General features: G+C 67.2%; 27 protein-coding genes. All 27 read right to left on the reverse strand.

Annotated features, from left to right (window positions below; translation table 11 throughout):
• Positions 1-97: 97 nt before the first annotated feature.
• The 27 genes from rplO to ABT313_RS27155 all read right to left on the reverse strand — a co-directional run bounded on the left by rplO (position 98) and on the right by ABT313_RS27155 (position 16608).
• Entirely contained in the window at positions 98-538 is a 441-nt protein-coding gene (rplO, locus tag ABT313_RS27025; protein WP_130441472.1) for a 50S ribosomal protein L15, read from the reverse strand.
• Between the two features lies 1 nt (position 539).
• On the reverse strand, positions 540-722 hold the full coding sequence (gene rpmD / locus ABT313_RS27030) for a 50S ribosomal protein L30 (RefSeq protein WP_350859532.1): 183 nt from the start codon (positions 720-722) through the stop codon (positions 540-542).
• Positions 722-1321 (reverse strand): 30S ribosomal protein S5, encoded by a 600-nt coding sequence (rpsE, locus tag ABT313_RS27035; protein ID WP_141854793.1) that lies wholly within the window; start codon positions 1319-1321, stop codon positions 722-724. Before rpsE ends, rpmD begins: the two co-directional genes overlap by 1 nt.
• Before the next feature lie 33 nt (positions 1322-1354).
• Positions 1355-1738, reverse strand: a complete 384-nt coding sequence (gene rplR / locus ABT313_RS27040; protein WP_350859535.1) for a 50S ribosomal protein L18 — start codon at positions 1736-1738, stop codon at positions 1355-1357.
• Positions 1739-1741: 3 nt separating this feature from the next.
• Positions 1742-2284: a 50S ribosomal protein L6 gene (gene rplF, locus ABT313_RS27045; protein WP_350859538.1), complete on the reverse strand. Its 543-nt coding sequence runs from the start codon at positions 2282-2284 to the stop codon at positions 1742-1744.
• A 27-nt stretch (positions 2285-2311) separates the two neighbouring features.
• On the reverse strand, positions 2312-2719 hold the full coding sequence (rpsH, locus tag ABT313_RS27050) for a 30S ribosomal protein S8 (protein ID WP_134107189.1): 408 nt from the start codon (positions 2717-2719) through the stop codon (positions 2312-2314).
• Between the two features lie 91 nt (positions 2720-2810).
• Positions 2811-2996, reverse strand: a complete 186-nt coding sequence (locus tag ABT313_RS27055; RefSeq protein ID WP_012923674.1) for a type Z 30S ribosomal protein S14 — start codon at positions 2994-2996, stop codon at positions 2811-2813.
• A gap of 1 nt (position 2997) precedes the next feature.
• Entirely contained in the window at positions 2998-3570 is a 573-nt protein-coding gene (rplE, locus tag ABT313_RS27060) for a 50S ribosomal protein L5 (RefSeq protein ID WP_350859543.1), read from the reverse strand.
• Positions 3570-3959: a 50S ribosomal protein L24 gene (gene rplX, locus ABT313_RS27065; RefSeq protein ID WP_134107184.1), complete on the reverse strand. Its 390-nt coding sequence runs from the start codon at positions 3957-3959 to the stop codon at positions 3570-3572. Before rplX ends, rplE begins: the two co-directional genes overlap by 1 nt.
• A 1-nt stretch (position 3960) precedes the next feature.
• Positions 3961-4329: a 50S ribosomal protein L14 gene (gene rplN, locus ABT313_RS27070; RefSeq protein ID WP_012923677.1), complete on the reverse strand. Its 369-nt coding sequence runs from the start codon at positions 4327-4329 to the stop codon at positions 3961-3963.
• Between the two features lie 110 nt (positions 4330-4439).
• Positions 4440-4736: a 30S ribosomal protein S17 gene (rpsQ, locus tag ABT313_RS27075; RefSeq protein ID WP_350859548.1), complete on the reverse strand. Its 297-nt coding sequence runs from the start codon at positions 4734-4736 to the stop codon at positions 4440-4442.
• Complete coding sequence (gene rpmC, locus ABT313_RS27080) at positions 4733-5011, reverse strand: 50S ribosomal protein L29 (protein WP_130441488.1); 279 nt, start codon at positions 5009-5011, stop codon at positions 4733-4735. The genes rpsQ and rpmC overlap by 4 nt, the downstream gene beginning before the upstream one ends.
• Positions 5011-5430, reverse strand: coding sequence for a 50S ribosomal protein L16 (rplP, locus tag ABT313_RS27085; protein WP_350859551.1), 420 nt, complete (start codon positions 5428-5430; stop codon positions 5011-5013). Before rplP ends, rpmC begins: the two co-directional genes overlap by 1 nt.
• A 3-nt stretch (positions 5431-5433) precedes the next feature.
• Positions 5434-6300 (reverse strand): 30S ribosomal protein S3, encoded by an 867-nt coding sequence (rpsC, locus tag ABT313_RS27090; RefSeq protein ID WP_350859554.1) that lies wholly within the window; start codon positions 6298-6300, stop codon positions 5434-5436.
• Position 6301: 1 nt separating this feature from the next.
• Positions 6302-6901: a 50S ribosomal protein L22 gene (gene rplV, locus ABT313_RS27095; protein WP_350859557.1), complete on the reverse strand. Its 600-nt coding sequence runs from the start codon at positions 6899-6901 to the stop codon at positions 6302-6304.
• Between the two features lie 52 nt (positions 6902-6953).
• Positions 6954-7235, reverse strand: a complete 282-nt coding sequence (gene rpsS, locus ABT313_RS27100) for a 30S ribosomal protein S19 (protein WP_130441496.1) — start codon at positions 7233-7235, stop codon at positions 6954-6956.
• A 15-nt stretch (positions 7236-7250) separates the two neighbouring features.
• A complete protein-coding gene (rplB, locus tag ABT313_RS27105; RefSeq protein ID WP_130441498.1) occupies positions 7251-8084 on the reverse strand; it encodes a 50S ribosomal protein L2 in 834 nt (277 codons plus the stop codon).
• A complete protein-coding gene (rplW, locus tag ABT313_RS27110; RefSeq protein ID WP_130441500.1) occupies positions 8084-8389 on the reverse strand; it encodes a 50S ribosomal protein L23 in 306 nt (101 codons plus the stop codon). The genes rplB and rplW overlap by 1 nt, the downstream gene beginning before the upstream one ends.
• On the reverse strand, positions 8386-9078 hold the full coding sequence (gene rplD, locus ABT313_RS27115) for a 50S ribosomal protein L4 (protein WP_350859562.1): 693 nt from the start codon (positions 9076-9078) through the stop codon (positions 8386-8388). Before rplD ends, rplW begins: the two co-directional genes overlap by 4 nt.
• The gene (rplC, locus tag ABT313_RS27120; protein WP_502884023.1) at positions 9075-9731 is read right to left on the reverse strand and encodes a 50S ribosomal protein L3; all 657 of its coding nucleotides are present in this window, start codon (positions 9729-9731) and stop codon (positions 9075-9077) included. The genes rplD and rplC overlap by 4 nt, the downstream gene beginning before the upstream one ends.
• A gap of 16 nt (positions 9732-9747) precedes the next feature.
• The gene (gene rpsJ, locus ABT313_RS27125) at positions 9748-10056 is read right to left on the reverse strand and encodes a 30S ribosomal protein S10 (RefSeq protein ID WP_012923688.1); all 309 of its coding nucleotides are present in this window, start codon (positions 10054-10056) and stop codon (positions 9748-9750) included.
• Positions 10057-10415: 359 nt separating this feature from the next.
• A complete protein-coding gene (tuf, locus tag ABT313_RS27130; protein WP_137258644.1) occupies positions 10416-11609 on the reverse strand; it encodes an elongation factor Tu in 1194 nt (397 codons plus the stop codon).
• Positions 11610-11683: 74 nt separating this feature from the next.
• Complete coding sequence (gene fusA / locus ABT313_RS27135) at positions 11684-13744, reverse strand: elongation factor G (protein WP_502884027.1); 2061 nt, start codon at positions 13742-13744, stop codon at positions 11684-11686.
• 122 nt (positions 13745-13866) lie between these two features.
• Entirely contained in the window at positions 13867-14337 is a 471-nt protein-coding gene (gene rpsG / locus ABT313_RS27140; protein ID WP_131286359.1) for a 30S ribosomal protein S7, read from the reverse strand.
• On the reverse strand, positions 14337-14711 hold the full coding sequence (gene rpsL / locus ABT313_RS27145; RefSeq protein ID WP_130384649.1) for a 30S ribosomal protein S12: 375 nt from the start codon (positions 14709-14711) through the stop codon (positions 14337-14339). The genes rpsG and rpsL overlap by 1 nt, the downstream gene beginning before the upstream one ends.
• A gap of 279 nt (positions 14712-14990) precedes the next feature.
• Complete coding sequence (locus tag ABT313_RS27150) at positions 14991-15389, reverse strand: hypothetical protein (RefSeq protein ID WP_350859572.1); 399 nt, start codon at positions 15387-15389, stop codon at positions 14991-14993.
• Between the two features lie 94 nt (positions 15390-15483).
• Positions 15484-16608, reverse strand: coding sequence for a nuclear transport factor 2 family protein (locus ABT313_RS27155; protein ID WP_350859574.1), 1125 nt, complete (start codon positions 16606-16608; stop codon positions 15484-15486).
• Between the last annotated feature and the right edge of the window lie 124 nt (positions 16609-16732).

The following is a 16732-nucleotide window of genomic DNA, read 5'->3' on the forward strand; positions in this document are numbered from 1 at the left end:
AGGGGCCTAGCTAAGCCGCTGGGCAAGAGACGAGCCAGGGCTCGTCCGACCGGCGCAGGATATCAAGCACCGGGCGTTACGAGCCCTGGACCACGTGTCACACCTCGGTCGTGGTCCCCCCAGCCGCCTGGATCTTGTCCGTGGCGGACTTGGAGAACTTGTGAGCCGAGACCTGCAGTGCCACGGTCAGTTCGCCGTCACCCAGTACCTTGACCGGCTGACCGCGACGGACCGCGCCCTTGGCGACCAGTTCGGCCACGCCGACCTCGCCACCTTCGGGGAACAGTTGTCCGAGCTTGTCCAGGTTAACGACCTGGAACTCCACCCGGTTCCTGCTCTTGAAGCCCTTCAGCTTCGGGAGCCGCATGTGCAGCGGCATCTGGCCACCCTCGAACCACTCGGGGATGTTGTTACGGGCCTTGCTGCCCTTGGTACCGCGGCCGGCCGTCTTGCCCTTGCTGCCCTCACCACGACCCACGCGGGTCTTGGCGGTCTTGGCTCCGGGCGCCGGACGCAGGTGATGAACCTTGAGCGCCATATCAGTCAACCTCTTCGACGGTGATGAGGTGGCGAACCGTGCGGACCATGCCGCGAACCTCGGGCTTGTCCTCGTGGACGGCGGTGTCGCCGATCCGCTTGACGCCCAGGGTGCGCAGCGTGTCGCGCTGGTTCTGCTTGCCACCGATGCCGGACTTGGTCTGGGTCACCTTCAGGCGTGCCATCAGGATGCGACCTCCGCCCGGGCCTTCAGCAGGGCCGCCGGAGCGACGTCCTCGACCGGCAGGCCACGGCGCGCGGCCACGGCCTCCGGGGTCTCCAGGCTGCGCAACGCCTCAACGGTGGCGTGCACCACGTTGATGGAGTTGGACGAGCCCAGCGACTTGCTCAGGATGTCGTGGATCCCGGCGCACTCCAGCACTGCGCGCGCCGAGCCACCCGCGATCACACCGGTACCGGGAGCGGCCGGACGCAGCATCACAACGCCTGCGGCCTTCTCGCCCTGGACCGGGTGCGGGATGGTGCCCTGGATCCGCGGCACCTTGAAGAACGCCTTCTTGGCCTCCTCGACACCCTTGGCGATCGCCGCGGGCACCTCCTTGGCCTTGCCGTAACCCACACCGACGGTGCCTTCACCGTCACCGACGACCACGAGGGCGGTGAAGCTGAAGCGACGACCACCCTTCACGACCTTGGCGACACGGTTGATGGCTACCACGCGCTCGATGTAGGCGGTCTTGTCCGCCTGCTGACCGCGACCACCGTCGCGGCCACGGCGCTCACCACCGGCGCCGCCTCCGCGACGCTGCTGGCCTCCGCTCATTTCGAACTACCCTCTTCCTTGTACGTCGCCATGTCAGAACCCGAGCCCGCCCTCGCGGGCGGCGTCGGCCAGGGCTGCGATGCGGCCCTGGTACTTGTTCCCGGCCCGGTCGAACACGACCGAGTCGATCCCGGCAGCCTTGGCGCGGTCGGCGATCAGGCCGCCGACGGTCTTGGCCTTGTCGGTCTTGTTGGCCTCGGCGCCGCGCAGGTCGGCCTCCATGGTGGAGGCGGAGACCAGCGTCTTGCCGGCCACGTCGTCGATGACCTGAACGAACAGGTGCCTCGAGGACTTGGTGACCACCAGCCGCGGCCGGTCGGCCGTGCCGCTGATCTTCTTCCGGACCCGGATCTGCCGACGCAGCCGGGAAGCCGTCTTCTTGGCGGAGTGCTTGTGCGGACGCAGTCCGATCGCCATGGGTTACTTACCAGCCTTTCCGACCTTGCGGCGCACCTGCTCGCCGGCGTACCGCACACCCTTGCCCTTGTACGGCTCGGGCTTACGCAGCTTGCGGATGTTGGCGGCGACCTCACCGACCGACTGCTTGTCGATGCCGATCACCGAGAACCGGGTCGGCGCCTCCACGTTGAACGTGATGCCTTCCGGCGCGTCCACCGTGATGGTGTGGCTGTACCCGAGCGAGACCTCCAGCTGGGTCGGTCCCTTGGACAGGACGCGGTACCCGACGCCGACGATCTCGAGCTTCTTCTCGTAGCCGTCCGTCACTCCGGTCACCAGGTTGGCGATCAGGGTGCGGGACAGACCGTGCAGTTCCTTGCTCTTGCGCTGGTCGTCCGGACGGGTGACGGCGATCGCGCCGTCCTCGTCGCGGTTGACCGCGATCGGCTCAGCGACGACGTGCGACAGCTGACCCTTCGGACCCTTCACAGTGACCGTCTGGCCGTCGATCGTGACGTCGACGCCGGACGGGACCGTGACCGGGAGCTTACCGATGCGAGACATTTCAGTGGTCCTCCTTCCGGTTCTTCGTCACCAGACGTAGGCGAGGACTTCCCCGCCGACGCCCTTGTTCTTGGCCTGACGGTCGGTCAGCAGTCCCTGGGACGTCGAGATGATCGCGACGCCCAGGCCACCGAGGACCTTGGGCAGGCTGGTCGACTTCGCGTAGACCCGCAGGCCCGGCTTGCTGATCCGGCGTACGCCCGCAATGGAGCGCTCCCGGCTCGGGCCGAACTTGAGGTCCACGATCAGGGTCTTGCCGACGGCGCCCTCCTTGGGCTCCTCCACCTTGTAGGAGGCGATGTAGCCCTCCTGCTGGAGAATGTCGGCGATACCCTGCTTGATCTTGCTGTACGGCATCGCGGTCGACTCGTGGTACGCCTGGTTGGCGTTCCGCAGACGCGTCAACATGTCTGCGATCGGGTCGGTCATCGTCATGGCCTGGGGCCTCTTTCCCGCCGTGGTTTCGCCGTTCGGCGACCTACGGTGACTAGATGGTGAATGGGGAGAAGTTCGGGGGTGGAGACGGTCACCAGCTGGACTTGGTCACACCGGGCAGCTCGCCCCGGTGCGCCATCTCCCGCAGGCAGATCCGGCACAGGCCGAACTTGCGGAAGACCGCCTTCGGCCGGCCGCAGCGCTGGCAGCGCGTGTAGCCACGCACCGCGAACTTCGGCTTCCGGGCCTGCTTGACCTTGAGTGCTGTCTTCGCCACGTCAGTTCTCCTTGAACGGGAAGCCGAGCGCCCGCAGCAGGGCCCGACCCTCGTCGTCGTTCTTCGCGGTGGTCACCACGGTGATGTCCATACCCCGGACCCGGTCGATGCGGTCCTGGTTGATCTCGTGGAACATCACCTGCTCGGTCAGACCGAAGGTGTAGTTCCCGGTGCCGTCGAACTGCTTCGGGGACAGACCGCGGAAGTCGCGGATCCGGGGCAGCGCGAGCGCCAGCAGCCGGTCCAGGAACTCCCACATCCGGTCGCCGCGCAGCGTCACGTGGGCGCCGATCGGCATCCCCTCGCGCAGCTTGAACTGCGCGATCGACTTACGGGCCTTGGTGACCTGGGCCTTCTGGCCGGTGATCGCGGCCAGGTCCTTCACCGCGCCCTCGATCAGCTTGGAGTCACGCGCCGCCTCGCCGACGCCCATGTTCACCACGATCTTGGTGAGCCCGGGCACCTGCATGACGTTGGCGTAGTGGAACTCGTCCTGCAGCTTGCCGACGATCTCCTCGCGGTACTTCGTCTTCAGCCGCGGCTGGACCTTGTTCTCCGATACTGCGGTGGTCATCAGATCTCCTCGCCGGTCTTCCGAGCGATCCGGACGCTCCGGAAACCGGTGTACGTCGAACCGTCCGGCCGGCGCTTCTGCACCTCGACGCGGTTGTAGCCGACGCGGGTGGTCACCTTCTGCTTCTTGCCGTCCTTCTCGACCTCGACCAGAAGCGCCACGTTCGAGACGTGGATCGGGGCTTCCTGGGTGACGATGCCACCGGTGGTGCCGCCGCGCTGGGCCTGCTGCACCTTGGTGTGCTTCTTCACCCGGTTGACGCCCTCGACGATGACCTTCTCGTCGTCGGGGAAGACCTGGATGATCTTGCCCTCGAGGCCCTTGGACTTACCGGCGATCACACGAACCTGATCGCCCTTCTTCACGTGCAGCTTCTTCTGCTGGGCCATCTCAGAGCACCTCCGGCGCGAGCGAGATGATCTTCATGAAGCGCTTCTCCCGCAGCTCCCGGCCGACCGGCCCGAAGATACGGGTGCCGCGCGGCTCACCGTCGGCCTTCAGGATCACCGCGGCGTTCTCGTCGAAGCGGATGTAGGAGCCGTCCGGACGCCGGCGCTCCTTCACGGTCCGCACGACGACCGCCTTCACGACGTCACCCTTCTTCACACCACCGCCGGGGATCGCGTCCTTGACGGTGGCGACGATCGTGTCACCGACACCGGCGTAGCGCCGACCGGAGCCACCGAGAACGCGGATGCACAAGATCTCCTTGGCACCCGTGTTGTCGGCGACCTTCAGTCGCGACTCCTGCTGGATCATCTGTTGATCTCCTGGTTGTCTCGCTGGTTCTCACGTCCGTGAGCCTTGCGGAACGAATAATTTCGAATGGTTGCCGATCGCACCTGGGTTGCCGGTGCGGACGGGAACAGCTACTTGGCCTTCTCGAGAATCTCGACGACGCGCCAGCGCTTGGTCGCCGACAGCGGCCGGGTCTCCATCAGGAGGACGCGGTCGCCGATACCGGCAGCGTTCTGCTCGTCGTGCGCCTTGAGCTTGCTGGTCCGGCGAATGACCTTGCCGTACAGCTTGTGCTTGACCCGGTCCTCGACCTCGACGGTGACGGTCTTGTCCATCTTGTCGCTCAGCACCAGACCCTCACGGGTCTTGCGGCGGCCTCGCGCCTCGGGGGTCGTGCTCACGGTCTCGTCCTTCACGTTCTCGGTCATGCGTTGGCCTTCTCACTGTCGTCCGCAGTCTCGTCGGCCTCCGCCTCGGCGACCGGGGCGTCGACCTCCTCGGTGATACCGAGCGCACGCTCGGACAGCACCGTGTAGATGCGGGCGATGTCCTTGCGGACGGCGCGCAGCCGGCCGTGGGACTCCAGCTGGCCCGTGGCAGCCTGGAACCGGAGGTTGAACAGCTCCTCCTTGGCTTCACCGAGCTTGGTCATCAGCTCGTCCCGCCCGAGGTTCCGCAGCTCGGCGGCGGTCAGGGTAGCCATCAGTTCTCACCTGCCTCTCGGGAGATGAAGCGGCACTTCATCGGCAACTTGTGGATCGCGCGGCGCATCGCCTCGCGAGCGATGTCCTCCGGTACGCCGGAGAGCTCGAACAGCACGCGACCGGCCTTGACGTTGGCGATCCACCACTCCGGCGAACCCTTACCGGAACCCATCCGGGTCTCGGCAGGCTTCTTGGTCAGCGGACGGTCCGGGTAGATGTTGATCCACACCTTGCCGCCACGCTTGATGTGCCGGGTCATCGCGATACGCGCGGCCTCGATCTGCCGGTTGGTGACGTAGTGGCTCTCCAGGGCCTGGATGCCGAACTCACCGAAGGCGAGCGTCGTACCGCCCTTGGCAGCACCGGTCCGCTTGGGGTGGTGCTGCTTGCGGTGCTTGACCTTGCGGGGGATGAGCATCGGTCAGCTCTCCGTTCCGGTCGTCTCGGCGGCCTTGTCGGCAGCCGGCGCAGCAGCCTCGGCGGCCGGAGCCGCGTTGTTGTTGCGCGCGTTGTCCCGACGGTCGTCGCCACGGCCGCCACGGCCGCCACGGTCTCCACCGCGACCACCACGGTCGCCGCGGTCGCCACCGTCACGACGGGCCGGACGGCCACGCTGCTGGGTGGCGGCGCGGGCAGCGGCCTGCGCCTCCCGCTCGGCGCGGGTACCGGCGACGTCGCCCTTGTAGATCCAGACCTTCACGCCGATCCGGCCGAAGGTCGTCCGGGCTTCGTAGAAGCCGTAGTCGATGTCGGCCCGCAGCGTGTGCAGCGGGACGCGGCCCTCGCGGTAGAACTCCGACCGCGACATTTCCGCGCCACCGAGCCGGCCGGAGCACTGGATCCGGATGCCCAGGGCGCCGCCACGCATGGTGGTCTGCATCGCCTTGCGCATCGCGCGGCGGAACGCCACGCGGCCGGACAGCTGCTCGGCCACACCCTGTGCGACCAGCTGCGCGTCGACCTCGGAGTTCTTCACCTCGAGGATGTTCAGCTGCACCTGCTTGCCGGTGAGCTCCTCCAGCGAGCCGCGGATGCGGTCCGCCTCGGCGCCACGGCGGCCGATCACGATGCCCGGACGGGCGGTGTGGATGTCGACCCGGACCCGGTCACGGGTGCGCTCGATCTCCACGCGGGAGATGCCGGCGCGCTCCATGCCCTTGCTCAGCAGGCGGCGGATCTTGACGTCCTCGCCCACGTAGTCCTTGTACAGCTTGTCGGCGTACCAACGGCTCTTGTGGTCGGTGCTGATGCCGAGACGGAACCCGTGCGGGTTTACCTTCTGTCCCACGTCAGGACTCCTTCTTCTCAGCGGTGGCCTTCTTGGCGGCCGACTTCTTGGCGGTCGCCTTCTTGGCCGGCTTCTCGGCGGCCTCTGCCTTGTCGGCGGCCTTCTTGGCCGTCTTCTTGGCGGGGGCCTTCTTCGCCGTGTCCGCGGTGTCCGCGGACTTCTTGGCGGCCGTCTTCTTGGCCGGGGCCTTCTCGACCGGCTCGTCGGTGACGCGCGGGGTGACCACGATGGTGATGTGGCTGGTCCGCTTGTCGATCCGGGTGGCCCGGCCCTGCGCACGCGGGCGGTGACGCTTCAGCGTCGGACCCTCGTCCACGAGGACCTTGGCCACGACCAGGTCGGCCCGGCTCAGGTGCTCGGTGCCCTCGGCGTTCGCCGCGGCGCTGTCGACGACCTTGTACACGGTCGCGGCAGCGGCCTGCGGGGCGAACTTCAGAGTGGCGAGTGCGTCGTCGACGCCCAGACCGCGCACCAGATCACCCACGCGGCGCGCCTTCATCGGCGTCACGCGGACGAAGCGCGCGACCGCGAAGGCCCCGGGCTGCTCGCCCAGCAGGCTCTCGCGACGGGCGCTGATCGCCCTACGCTCTTGAACGCTCATGATGTTCGAATCTCTCCGTAGGTTGCTTTCGCTTCGTCACTGTCCCTGAGGATCAGCGACGCCGTGACTTCCGGTCGTCCTTCTCGTGACCCTTGAACGTCCGGGTCGGTGCGAACTCGCCGAGCTTGTGCCCGACCATCGCGTCCGTCACGAACACCGGCACGTGCTTGCGGCCGTCGTGCACCGCAATCGTGTGGCCGATCATGTCCGGCACGATCATCGATCGGCGGGACCAGGTCTTGATGACGTTCTTGGTGCCCTTCTCGTTCTGCACCTCCACCTTCTTCGCGAGGTGGTGGTCGACGAACGGGCCCTTCTTCAGGCTGCGTGGCATTCTGGCCGGCTCCTATCAGCGCTTCTTGCCGGCCTTGCGGCGCCGGACGATCATGCGGTCGCTTTCCTTGCGGGTGCGGGTGCGGCCCTCAGGCTGACCCCACGGGGACACCGGGTGGCGACCACCCGAGGTCTTACCCTCACCACCACCGTGCGGGTGGTCGACCGGGTTCATCGCGACACCGCGGACGGTCGGGCGCTTGCCCTTCCAGCGCATCCGGCCCGCCTTGCCCCAGTTGATGTTCGACTGCTCGCCGTTGCCGACCTCACCGAGGGTGGCGCGGCAGCGCACGTCGACCATCCGGACCTCGCCGGACGGCATCCGCAGGGTGGCCATCCGGCCTTCCTTCGCGACCAGCTGGATGCTGGAACCGGCGGAGCGGGCCATCTTGGCGCCGCCGCCCGGCCGCAGCTCGACCGCGTGGATCGTGGAACCGACCGGGATGTTGCGCAGCGGCAGGTTGTTGCCGACCTTGATGTCCGCGGCCGGGCCGTTCTCGACGACCGTGCCCTGCTGCAGGTTCGACGGGGCGAGGATGTAGCGCTTCTCGCCGTCCACGTAGTGCAGCAGCGCGATCCGCGCGGTGCGGTTCGGGTCGTACTCGATGTGCGCGACCTTGGCCGGCACGCCGTCCTTGTCGTACCGCTTGAAGTCGATCAGCCGGTACGCCCGCTTGTGACCGCCACCGTGGTGCCGGGTGGTGATCTTGCCGGAGTTGTTCCGGCCGCCCTTCTTGGGCAGCGGACGCAGCAGCGACTTCTCGGGGGTCGAACGGGTGAGCTCGACGAAGTCGGCCACACTCGAGCCACGGCGGCCCGGGGTCGTCGGCTTGTACTTGCGGATTCCCATTACGACTGGCCTCCGAAGATATCGATGCGGTCGTCACCCTTGAGGGTCACGATCGCCCGCTTGGTGTCGGGCCGCTTGCCGAAGCCACTGCGGGTCCGGCGGCGCTTGCCCTTGCGGTTCAGCGTGTTGACGTCGGCGACCTTGACCTTGAAGACCTTCTCGACCGCGAGCTTGATCTCGGTCTTGTTGGCGTCCGGGTCGACCTCGAACGTGTACTTCTGCTCGTCCAGCAGGCCGTAGCTCTTCTCGCTCACGACCGGCCGGCGCAGCACGTCACGGGGGTCCTTGTTGACTCCGTGGCTCATGCCTCTACCTCCTCGGCCTCAGTCGACGTGGCGACGGCCTTGACGGACTTGCCCTTGGGCGCGCCGGCGACGAACGAGTCGAGGGCGCTCTTGGTGAACACCACCGCGTCGCTGCACAGCACGTCGTACGCGTTGAGCTGGTCGGCCGCGATCAGGTGCACGTGCTGCACGTTGCGCAGGCTCAGCCAGGTGAGCTCGTCGGCGCGGTCGACCACGACCAGCGCCTTACCCGGGTCGGTGACCTGGGAGAGCACGTTCAGCGCCGACTTGGTGGAGGGCTTGTCGCCGTCCACGAAGCTCTCGACGACGAACACGCGGCCGTCGCGGGCCCGGTCCGACAGCGAGCCGCGGAGCGCGGCGGCGATCATCTTCTTCGGGGTCCGCTGGCTGTAGTCACGCGGCACCGGGCCGTGGACGACGCCACCGCCGGTGAACTGCGGCGCGCGGGTCGAACCCTGACGGGCGCGACCGGTGCCCTTCTGGCGGTACGGCTTGGCGCCACCGCCGGACACCTCGCCCCGGGACTTCGCCTTGTGCGTACCCTGCCGGGCCGCGGCCAGCTGGGCCACCACGACCTGGTGGATCAGCGGCACGTTGACCTGGACGTCGAACAGCTCGGCCGGAAGCTCGGCGGAACCCTTCTTGCTGACCTTGTCGCCCTTCACGGCGACGACGTCGACGGTGCTCACTTCGCAGCTCCCTTCGCGGCGTTGCGGATCAGCACGAGGCCGCCCTTGGGGCCGGGAACCGCACCCTTCAGCAGGATCAGGCCGCGGTCGGTGTCGATCGCGTGCACGGAGATGTTCTGCGTGGTGACCTGCTCGCCGCCCATCCGGCCGGCCATCCGCAGACCCTTGAAAACCCGGCCCGGGGTGGCGCAGCCGCCGATGGAGCCCGGCGAACGGTGCTTCTTGTGCACACCGTGGGTGGCCCGCAGACCGCCGAAGCCGTGGCGCTTCATGACACCGGCGAAACCCTTGCCCTTGCTGGTGGCGGAAACGTCGACCCGCTCACCGGCCTCGAAGGCCTCGGCCTTGATCTCCTGGCCCAGCGTGTACTCGCTGGCGTCGGCGGTGCGCAGCTCCAGCAGGTGGCGCCGCGGCGTCACGCCGGCCTTGTCGAAGTGGCCGCGCAGGGGCTTGGTCACCTTGCGCGGGTCGATGTCGCCGAAGGCGATCTGGACGCCGTCGTAGCCGTCCCGGTCCGCGGTGCGGACGCCGGTGACGACACACGGCCCCGCCTGGATCACGGTGACGGGGACGACACGGTTGTTCTCGTCCCAGGTCTGGGTCATGCCGAGCTTGGTGCCCAGCAGACCGCGCGTGTTCTTGGAAATGCTCATTGGTTGTTCGCGTCCCTCAGAGCTTGATCTCGATGTCGACGCCGGCCGGCAGGTCGAGACGCATCAGCGAGTCGACGGTCTTCGGCGTGGGGTCGATGATGTCGATGAGCCGCTTGTGGGTGCGCATCTCGAAGTGCTCGCGGCTGTCCTTGTACTTGTGCGGCGAGCGGATGACGCAGAACACGTTCTTTTCCGTCGGCAACGGCACCGGGCCAGCAACCTTCGCACCAGTACGCGTCACCGTGTCGACAATCTTGCGTGCCGAGCTGTCGATGACCTCGTGGTCGTAGGCCTTCAGCCGGATGCGGATCTTCTGTCCCGCCATCGCTTCGCTTCGTCCTTCTCTATCGTCTTTCGGTGCGTTGCTCCGACCCCCGCGGTCGGGTGTGTCGCGTACGCGGCACGCGCGTGACCCACCGCTTCTTCGACCTGGGATGGTGATCGGGGCCCGGTCTCGGACCGGAACCTCGGCATGGTCTCCGGTCCGGCGCACCAGCCAGATCGGAAGGATCTGGGGCGCGCCCCGGCGGCCTCGCCTGAGCAACCTGAATATTGTGCCATCGATCGGCGCCTGAACGCCAATCGGGTGGCTCCACGCCTGATCCGGAACCACCTGAGCGCCGGATCAGGCGCAAAGCAGAGGTCCGCGGGGCTCAGACTGCGAGTCCCGCGGACCTCGTGAGATCACTTGAGGATCTTGGTGACCCGGCCGGCGCCGACGGTGCGGCCACCTTCACGGATCGCGAACTTCAGACCCTCCTCCATGGCGATCGGCTGGATCAGCTCGACCGACATGTCGGTGTTGTCGCCCGGCATGACCATCTCGGTGCCCTCGGGCAGCGTGACCACGCCGGTGACGTCCGTGGTCCGGAAGTAGAACTGCGGACGGTAGTTCTGGAAGAACGGCGTGTGCCGGCCGCCCTCCTCCTTCGAGAGGATGTAGACCGAGGCCTCGAAGTTGGTGTGCGGGGTCGTGGTGCCCGGCTTGATGACAACCATGCCGCGCTCGACGTCCTCGCGCTTCGTGCCACGAAGCAGCAGACCGACGTTCTCACCGGCCTGGCCCTCGTCGAGCAGCTTGCGGAACATCTCGATACCGGTGACCGTGGTGGTCTGCTTCTCCGGACGGATGCCGACGATGTCGACGGTCTCGTTGATCTTGACCACACCGCGCTCGATCCGGCCGGTGATGACCGTACCGCGACCGGTGATGGTGAAGACATCCTCGACCGGCATCAGGAACGGCTTGTCGACCTCGCGCTCCGGCTGCGGGATGTAGGAGTCGACCGCGTCCATCAGCTCGATGATCGACTCGCCCCACTTGGCGTCGCCCTGCAGCGCCGGGTGCGCGGCAACCCGCACGATCGGCGCGTTGTCGCCGTCGAACTCCTGCTCCGAGAGCAGCTCGCGGACCTCGAGCTCGACGAGCTCCAGGATCTCCTCGTCGTCGACCATGTCGCACTTGTTCAGCGCGACGACCATCGCCGGCACGCCGACCTGACGGGCGAGCAGCACGTGCTCACGCGTCTGCGGCATCGGGCCGTCGGTGGCGGCGACGACCAGGATCGCACCGTCCATCTGGGCCGCACCGGTGATCATGTTCTTGATGTAGTCCGCGTGACCCGGGCAGTCGACGTGGGCGTAGTGCCGGGCCTCGGTCTGGTACTCGACGTGCGCGATGGAGATGGTGATACCGCGCTGACGCTCTTCGGGCGCCTTGTCGATCTGATCGAAGGCCGACGCCTCGTTGAGGTTCGGGTACTTGTCGTGCAGCACCTTGGTGATCGCCGCGGTAAGAGTGGTCTTACCGTGGTCGATGTGACCGATGGTGCCGATGTTGACGTGCGGCTTAGTCCGCTCGAACTTCGCCTTCGCCACTGGGGCCCTCCTAGATAAATGTTGACTACGCCGTACGCCGACGCGCTTGGGGTGTGGTGGTCAGGAGCGAGAGGTTACTCGCCCCGGGCCTTCTTGATGATCTCTTCCGCCACGTTCTTCGGAACCTCGGCGTAGGAATCGAACTGCATCGAGTAGGACGCGCGGCCCTGGGTCTTCGACCGCAGGTCACCGACATACCCGAACATCTCGGACAACGGCACCAGGGCCTTGACCGCCCGGCTGCCGCCGGGACCCTCGTTCATGGACTGGATCTGGCCACGGCGGGAGTTGAGGTCGCCGATCACTTCACCCATGTAGTCCTCGGGGGTGATCACCTCGACGTCGAACATCGGCTCGAGGATGACCGGGGTGGCCCGGCGGGCGGCGTCCTTGAACGCCATCGAACCGGCGATCTTGAACGCGAGCTCGGAGGAGTCGACGTCGTGGTAGGCGCCGTCCTGCAGCGTCACCTTGACGTCCACCATCGGGTAGCCGGCCAGTACGCCGAACTCCATCGCCTCCTGGGCGCCCTCGTCCACCGACGGGATGTACTCGCGGGGGATGCGGCCACCGGTGACGGCGTTGACGAACTCGTAGCCGCCCTCACCACCGGCCTCGACCGAAGTCGGCTCGATGTCGATGATCACGCGCGCGAACTGACCCGAACCACCGGTCTGCTTCTTGTGCGTGTAGTCGACCTTCTCGACCTTCTTCTTGATGGTCTCGCGGTAGGCCACCTGCGGCTTGCCGACGTTCGCCTCGACCCGGAACTCGCGCTTCATCCGGTCGACCAGCACCTCGAGGTGCAGCTCGCCCATACCGGCGATGATGGTCTGGCCGGTGTCCTCGTCGGTCCGGACCTGGAAGGTCGGGTCCTCCTCGGCGAGCCGCTGGATCGCGACGCCCAGCTTCTCCTGGTCGGCCTTCGACTTGGGCTCGATGGCGACCGAGATGACCGGGGCCGGGAACTGCATCGACTCCAGCACGACCTGCTTGGCCGGGTCGCACAGCGTCTCACCGGTGGTGGTGTCCTTCAGGCCCATCACGGCGACGATGTGGCCGGCGCCGATCGACGCGATCTCCTCACGCTTGTTCGCGTGCATGCGGTAGATCTTGCCGATCCGCTCCTTGCGGCCCTTGGTCGGGTTCATCACCTGGGTGCCGGTCTCGAGCTTGCCCGAGTACACCCGGATGAAGGTCAGCTTGCCCAGGTGCGGGTCGGCCGCGATCTTGAACGCCAGCGCCGAGAACGGCTCGTCGTCGGACGGCTTGCGCAGTACGACGGCCTCCGGGTCCTTGACGTCGTGGCCCTCGATGGCCGGGACGTCGAGCGGGCTCGGCAGGTAGGCGTTGATCGCGTCGAGCAGCGGCTGGACGCCCTTGTTCTTGAACGCCGTGCCGGTCAGCACCGGGGTCAGCTTGCTGGCGATGGTCGCCCGCCGGATACCCGCGACGATCTGCTCCTGGGTGGGCTCGTCGCCCTCCAGGTACATCTCCATGATCTCGTCGTCGGCCTCGGCCAGCGTCTCGATCAGCTTGTCGCGCCACTCGGCGGCGATCTCGGTGTGGGTGGCCGGGATCTCCTCGACGGTGTAGTCCTCGCCCATCGTGGTCTCGCCGCGCCAGGTCAGCGCGCGCATCCCGACCAGGTCGACGACGCCGATGAAGTCGGCCTCGGCCCCGATCGGCAGCTGCAGCACCAGCGGCACCGCGGCCAGCCGGTCGACGATCATGTCGACACAGCGCATGAACTCCGCGCCGGTCCGGTCCAGCTTGTTGACGAAGCAGATCCGCGGCACGCCGTACCGGTCCGCCTGGCGCCATACGGTCTCGGACTGCGGCTCGACACCGGCGACACCGTCGAACACCGCGACGGCGCCGTCGAGGACGCGCAGCGAGCGCTCCACCTCGACGGTGAAGTCGACGTGCCCGGGGGTGTCGATGATGTTGATGGTGTGGTCTTTCCAGGTGCAGGTCGTCGCGGCGGACGTGATCGTGATGCCGCGCTCCTGCTCCTGCTCCATCCAGTCCATCGTGGCGGCGCCGTCGTGGACCTCACCGATCTTGTAGGTGATACCGGTGTAGAAGAGGATCCGCTCGGTCGTCGTCGTCTTGCCGGCGTCGATGTGGGCCATGATCCCGATGTTGCGGACCTTGGCCAGGTCGGTGGTGATTTGTACGGCCACCTCGGTGGTCTACCTCTCGATTCTGTCTTGCGTCAAAGGGGTGAGCACTGGGGTCCGGATCGGACCCCGGATCACCAGCGGTAGTGGGCGAAAGCCTTGTTGGCTTCGGCCATCTTGTGCGTGTCCTCGCGGCGCTTCACTGACGCACCGAGACCGTTGGACGCGTCCAGGATCTCGTTCATCAGCCGCTCGGACATGGTCTTCTCGCGACGGGCCCGCGAGTACGTCGTCAGCCAGCGCAGCGCCAGCGTGGTGGACCGGCCGGGCTTGACCTCGATCGGCACCTGGTAGGTGGCACCACCGACGCGGCGGCTCTTCACCTCGATGCTCGGCTTCACGTTGTCCAGCGCACGCTTCAGCGTGATCACCGGGTCGGTGCCGGTCTTGGTGCGAGTGCCCTCGAGCGCGCTGTACACGATGCTCTGCGCGATCTGCTTCTTGCCGTCGACCAGGATCTTCGAGATCAACTGGGTGACGAGCGGCGAACTGTAGACCGGGTCGATGATGACCGGGCGCTTCGGGGCCGGGCCCTTGCGCGGCATTAGCTCTTCTCCTTCTTCGCGCCGTAGAGGCTGCGAGCCTGCTTCCGGTTCTTCACACCCTGGGTGTCGAGCGAACCGCGGATGATCTTGTACCGGACACCGGGGAGGTCCTTCACGCGGCCGCCGCGGACGAGCACGATCGAGTGCTCCTGCAGGTTGTGGCCGACGCCGGGAATGTAGGCGGTGACCTCGATACCGCTGGTCAGGCGGACACGCGCAACCTTACGAAGCGCCGAGTTCGGCTTCTTCGGCGTGGTCGTGTAGACGCGCGTGCACACACCACGACGCTGAGGGGAACCCTTCAGGGCCGGCGTCTTGTTCTTGGACACCTTGTCCTGGCGGCCCTTGCGGACCAGCTGGTTAATGGTGGGCACCGCGTGGGTCTCTTTCTGTCGTCCGGCTGGGTTTGTTGCTCTTAGCCTGACCCCCGCGGTCGGGTGTGTCGCGTGCGCACGGGCGTACCGAGGCCTTAATCTCAAGACTGTCGGCAAGAAGTCCCGTGCCACGCGGCCCGACCCGTTGGACGAGGGGCACGCATGACGGCCCAAGGAAGACCCCGGGCACGATCGTTAAGACTAGCGGGTGCCTCAAGCACGGTCAAAATGAGTAATCAACCACGGTCGAGGCGCTTCCGCGTTTCTAGTGTACTAGGCCTACGGAGTGGCTCGGCCGGCGAGGAAATCGCTCGCCACGGACGCATCCCCGTCGACCCTCAGAACGCTCCCCGGCAAACGCTTCCACAGGCACAACTCAATCTCCGCCGCAGTCCCTGACAACACCGCTTCCCCAACCGCCCGGCCCCGCTCGACCCGCTGCCGATCCCCTTGCTGCACAGGGCTCAGCGTCCATTCGTCGCCGGTGTCGGTGGCCCGTACGCCGACCTGCCGGGTGACCACCGGCGCGAACCCGCGCGCCATCATCCGGGGCAGGAACACCCCGAACACCTCGTCCACCCCGTCGGCCGCGATCGCGGGCGGTACGACGGCCAGGCCCTCGTCGACCTGCTCCCCCGCAGCCACACCGGCCTGGACCACGTCCACCAAGTGGATCACCGTCTCATGCAGCCGCCGCCGGATCTACCCAGCCGAGGGCGGCCGAGAGATTCTCGGCCGCTCGGGCGAACTCGGCGGGGTGGTCGAGCACCGGTCAGGCGCGGAACTCGACGTCGGTGATCAGGCCGTCGGTGACGCGGTAGAGGCCGAGTTGCGGGGTGGGACCGCCGTCGTCGTACGAGACGACGTGCTCGACGACCCACTCCCCCAGCATCAGTCGCTGGACGACCTCGGTCTTGCACTGGCCGGCGTTGAAGCGCGGGCTGTAGTGCTCGCGCAGGAACCGGCGGCCCTTCAGTTCGGTGCCGTCGGCGAGCAGGATCCGCGCGGTCGGCGAGTACATCGCCAGGAACGCCTCGAGATCGTGCGCGTCGAACGCGGCGTGCTCGCGACTGACCACGCGGGCGGCCGGGGTGTCGGCGGTGACGGCCGCGACCGTCGCCATCCCCAGGTCGGCCAGCGGGGCCTGCACGGGAGCTGCAGGAGGAGCTACAGAAGGGGCTGGAGTGGCCTTGGGGGCCGGGGGTGGCGTCTGCCGGGTAGCGGGGCCGGCAGGTGCCTCCTTGACCGCTGTGGCCGGTTTGGCGGCGGCCGTCGTCCGCCGGGTCGAGGTCGTCTTCTTGGTGGCCGGGGGTGGTGGGACGAGGAGCTTGCCGTCGTCGCCGGGCTCTTCGCCGAGGTGGGCAATAGCCCAGTCCAGAGCCTTGGTGACGGCGGCGCGTGATTCTTCGGTGTGGTCGAGCATGTCGAACCCGTGGTGCCCTTTCGGTACGTCGATGATGTCCAGCGCGGCGCCTCCCGCGGATACGAACTCCGCGACCGGACCGGCGAGCTCCTCACGCTCGAGTCCAGCTCTGGTCAGCAATACCGGCAGGTCCTTGTGTTTGCCGATCACCTCGGCAGCAGTTACCAAATCGTCGACACCGGGCGGGGTGGCGAGCAGGGGGTAGGTCAGGGCGACGAACCGTAGCCAGTCGGGGCGGCTGTCCAGCCACTCCCCGGCCAGCAGGCCGGCGCCGGAGAAGAACCACAGGCCGACCCGATCAGGGTCCACCCGCGGATCCGAACGCAGTACGCCGACCGCGGCCTCCACCTCGTCCGCGGCCGCGACCAGCCGGTCGAGTCCGTGGATCAGGCTGTGGTCGACAACCGCCGCGACCAGGCCACGCCTGGCAGCCGCGGTCGCATATCCGTTGTAGACCGGCCAGTCCCGGGGCATGACCTCGAGACCGGCGGGTCCAGGACCCCCGTGCACAAAGAGAATTGCACCGCCTCGGGCGGTCCCGGGCGGGCGGTACAGGTCGATCTCCCCCAAGCGATCGACACGTACGTCAGGACCATCC

The sequence above is a fragment of the Kribbella sp. NPDC000426 genome (assembly GCF_040300265.1).
Taxonomy (GTDB): Bacteria; Actinomycetota; Actinomycetes; order Propionibacteriales; family Kribbellaceae; genus Kribbella.

What these genes read in the sequence shown, in the direction of transcription:
- rplP (WP_350859551.1), bottom strand. Translation starts at nt 5,430, where the DNA reads ATGCTCATCCCCCGCAAGGTCAAGCACCGCAAGCAGCACCACCCCAAG.
- rpsQ (WP_350859548.1), bottom strand. Translation starts at nt 4,736, where the DNA reads ATGACCGAGAACGTGAAGGACGAGACCGTGAGCACGACCCCCGAGGCG.
- rpsJ (WP_012923688.1), bottom strand. Translation starts at nt 10,056, where the DNA reads ATGGCGGGACAGAAGATCCGCATCCGGCTGAAGGCCTACGACCACGAG.
- rplB (WP_130441498.1), bottom strand. Translation starts at nt 8,084, where the DNA reads ATGGGAATCCGCAAGTACAAGCCGACGACCCCGGGCCGCCGTGGCTCG.
- rpmC (WP_130441488.1), bottom strand. Translation starts at nt 5,011, where the DNA reads ATGGCTACCCTGACCGCCGCCGAGCTGCGGAACCTCGGGCGGGACGAG.
- rplN (WP_012923677.1), bottom strand. Translation starts at nt 4,329, where the DNA reads ATGATCCAGCAGGAGTCGCGACTGAAGGTCGCCGACAACACGGGTGCC.
- ABT313_RS27155 (WP_350859574.1), bottom strand. Translation starts at nt 16,608, where the DNA reads ATGCCCCGGGACTGGCCGGTCTACAACGGATATGCGACCGCGGCTGCC.
- rplW (WP_130441500.1), bottom strand. Translation starts at nt 8,389, where the DNA reads ATGAGCCACGGAGTCAACAAGGACCCCCGTGACGTGCTGCGCCGGCCG.
- rpsH (WP_134107189.1), bottom strand. Translation starts at nt 2,719, where the DNA reads ATGACGATGACCGACCCGATCGCAGACATGTTGACGCGTCTGCGGAAC.
- rpmD (WP_350859532.1), bottom strand. Translation starts at nt 722, where the DNA reads ATGGCACGCCTGAAGGTGACCCAGACCAAGTCCGGCATCGGTGGCAAG.
- rpsG (WP_131286359.1), bottom strand. Translation starts at nt 14,337, where the DNA reads ATGCCGCGCAAGGGCCCGGCCCCGAAGCGCCCGGTCATCATCGACCCG.
- rplO (WP_130441472.1), bottom strand. Translation starts at nt 538, where the DNA reads ATGGCGCTCAAGGTTCATCACCTGCGTCCGGCGCCCGGAGCCAAGACC.
- fusA (WP_502884027.1), bottom strand. Translation starts at nt 13,744, where the DNA reads ATGGCCCACATCGACGCCGGCAAGACGACGACGACCGAGCGGATCCTC.
- rplR (WP_350859535.1), bottom strand. Translation starts at nt 1,738, where the DNA reads ATGGCGATCGGACTGCGTCCGCACAAGCACTCCGCCAAGAAGACGGCT.
- rplE (WP_350859543.1), bottom strand. Translation starts at nt 3,570, where the DNA reads ATGACCACCGCAGTATCGGAGAACAAGGTCCAGCCGCGGCTGAAGACG.
- rpsE (WP_141854793.1), bottom strand. Translation starts at nt 1,321, where the DNA reads ATGAGCGGAGGCCAGCAGCGTCGCGGAGGCGGCGCCGGTGGTGAGCGC.
- rplC (WP_502884023.1), bottom strand. Translation starts at nt 9,731, where the DNA reads ATGAGCATTTCCAAGAACACGCGCGGTCTGCTGGGCACCAAGCTCGGC.
- rplX (WP_134107184.1), bottom strand. Translation starts at nt 3,959, where the DNA reads ATGGCCCAGCAGAAGAAGCTGCACGTGAAGAAGGGCGATCAGGTTCGT.
- rplF (WP_350859538.1), bottom strand. Translation starts at nt 2,284, where the DNA reads ATGTCTCGCATCGGTAAGCTCCCGGTCACGGTCCCGTCCGGCGTCGAC.
- rpsS (WP_130441496.1), bottom strand. Translation starts at nt 7,235, where the DNA reads ATGCCACGCAGCCTGAAGAAGGGCCCGTTCGTCGACCACCACCTCGCG.
- rplV (WP_350859557.1), bottom strand. Translation starts at nt 6,901, where the DNA reads ATGAGCGTTCAAGAGCGTAGGGCGATCAGCGCCCGTCGCGAGAGCCTG.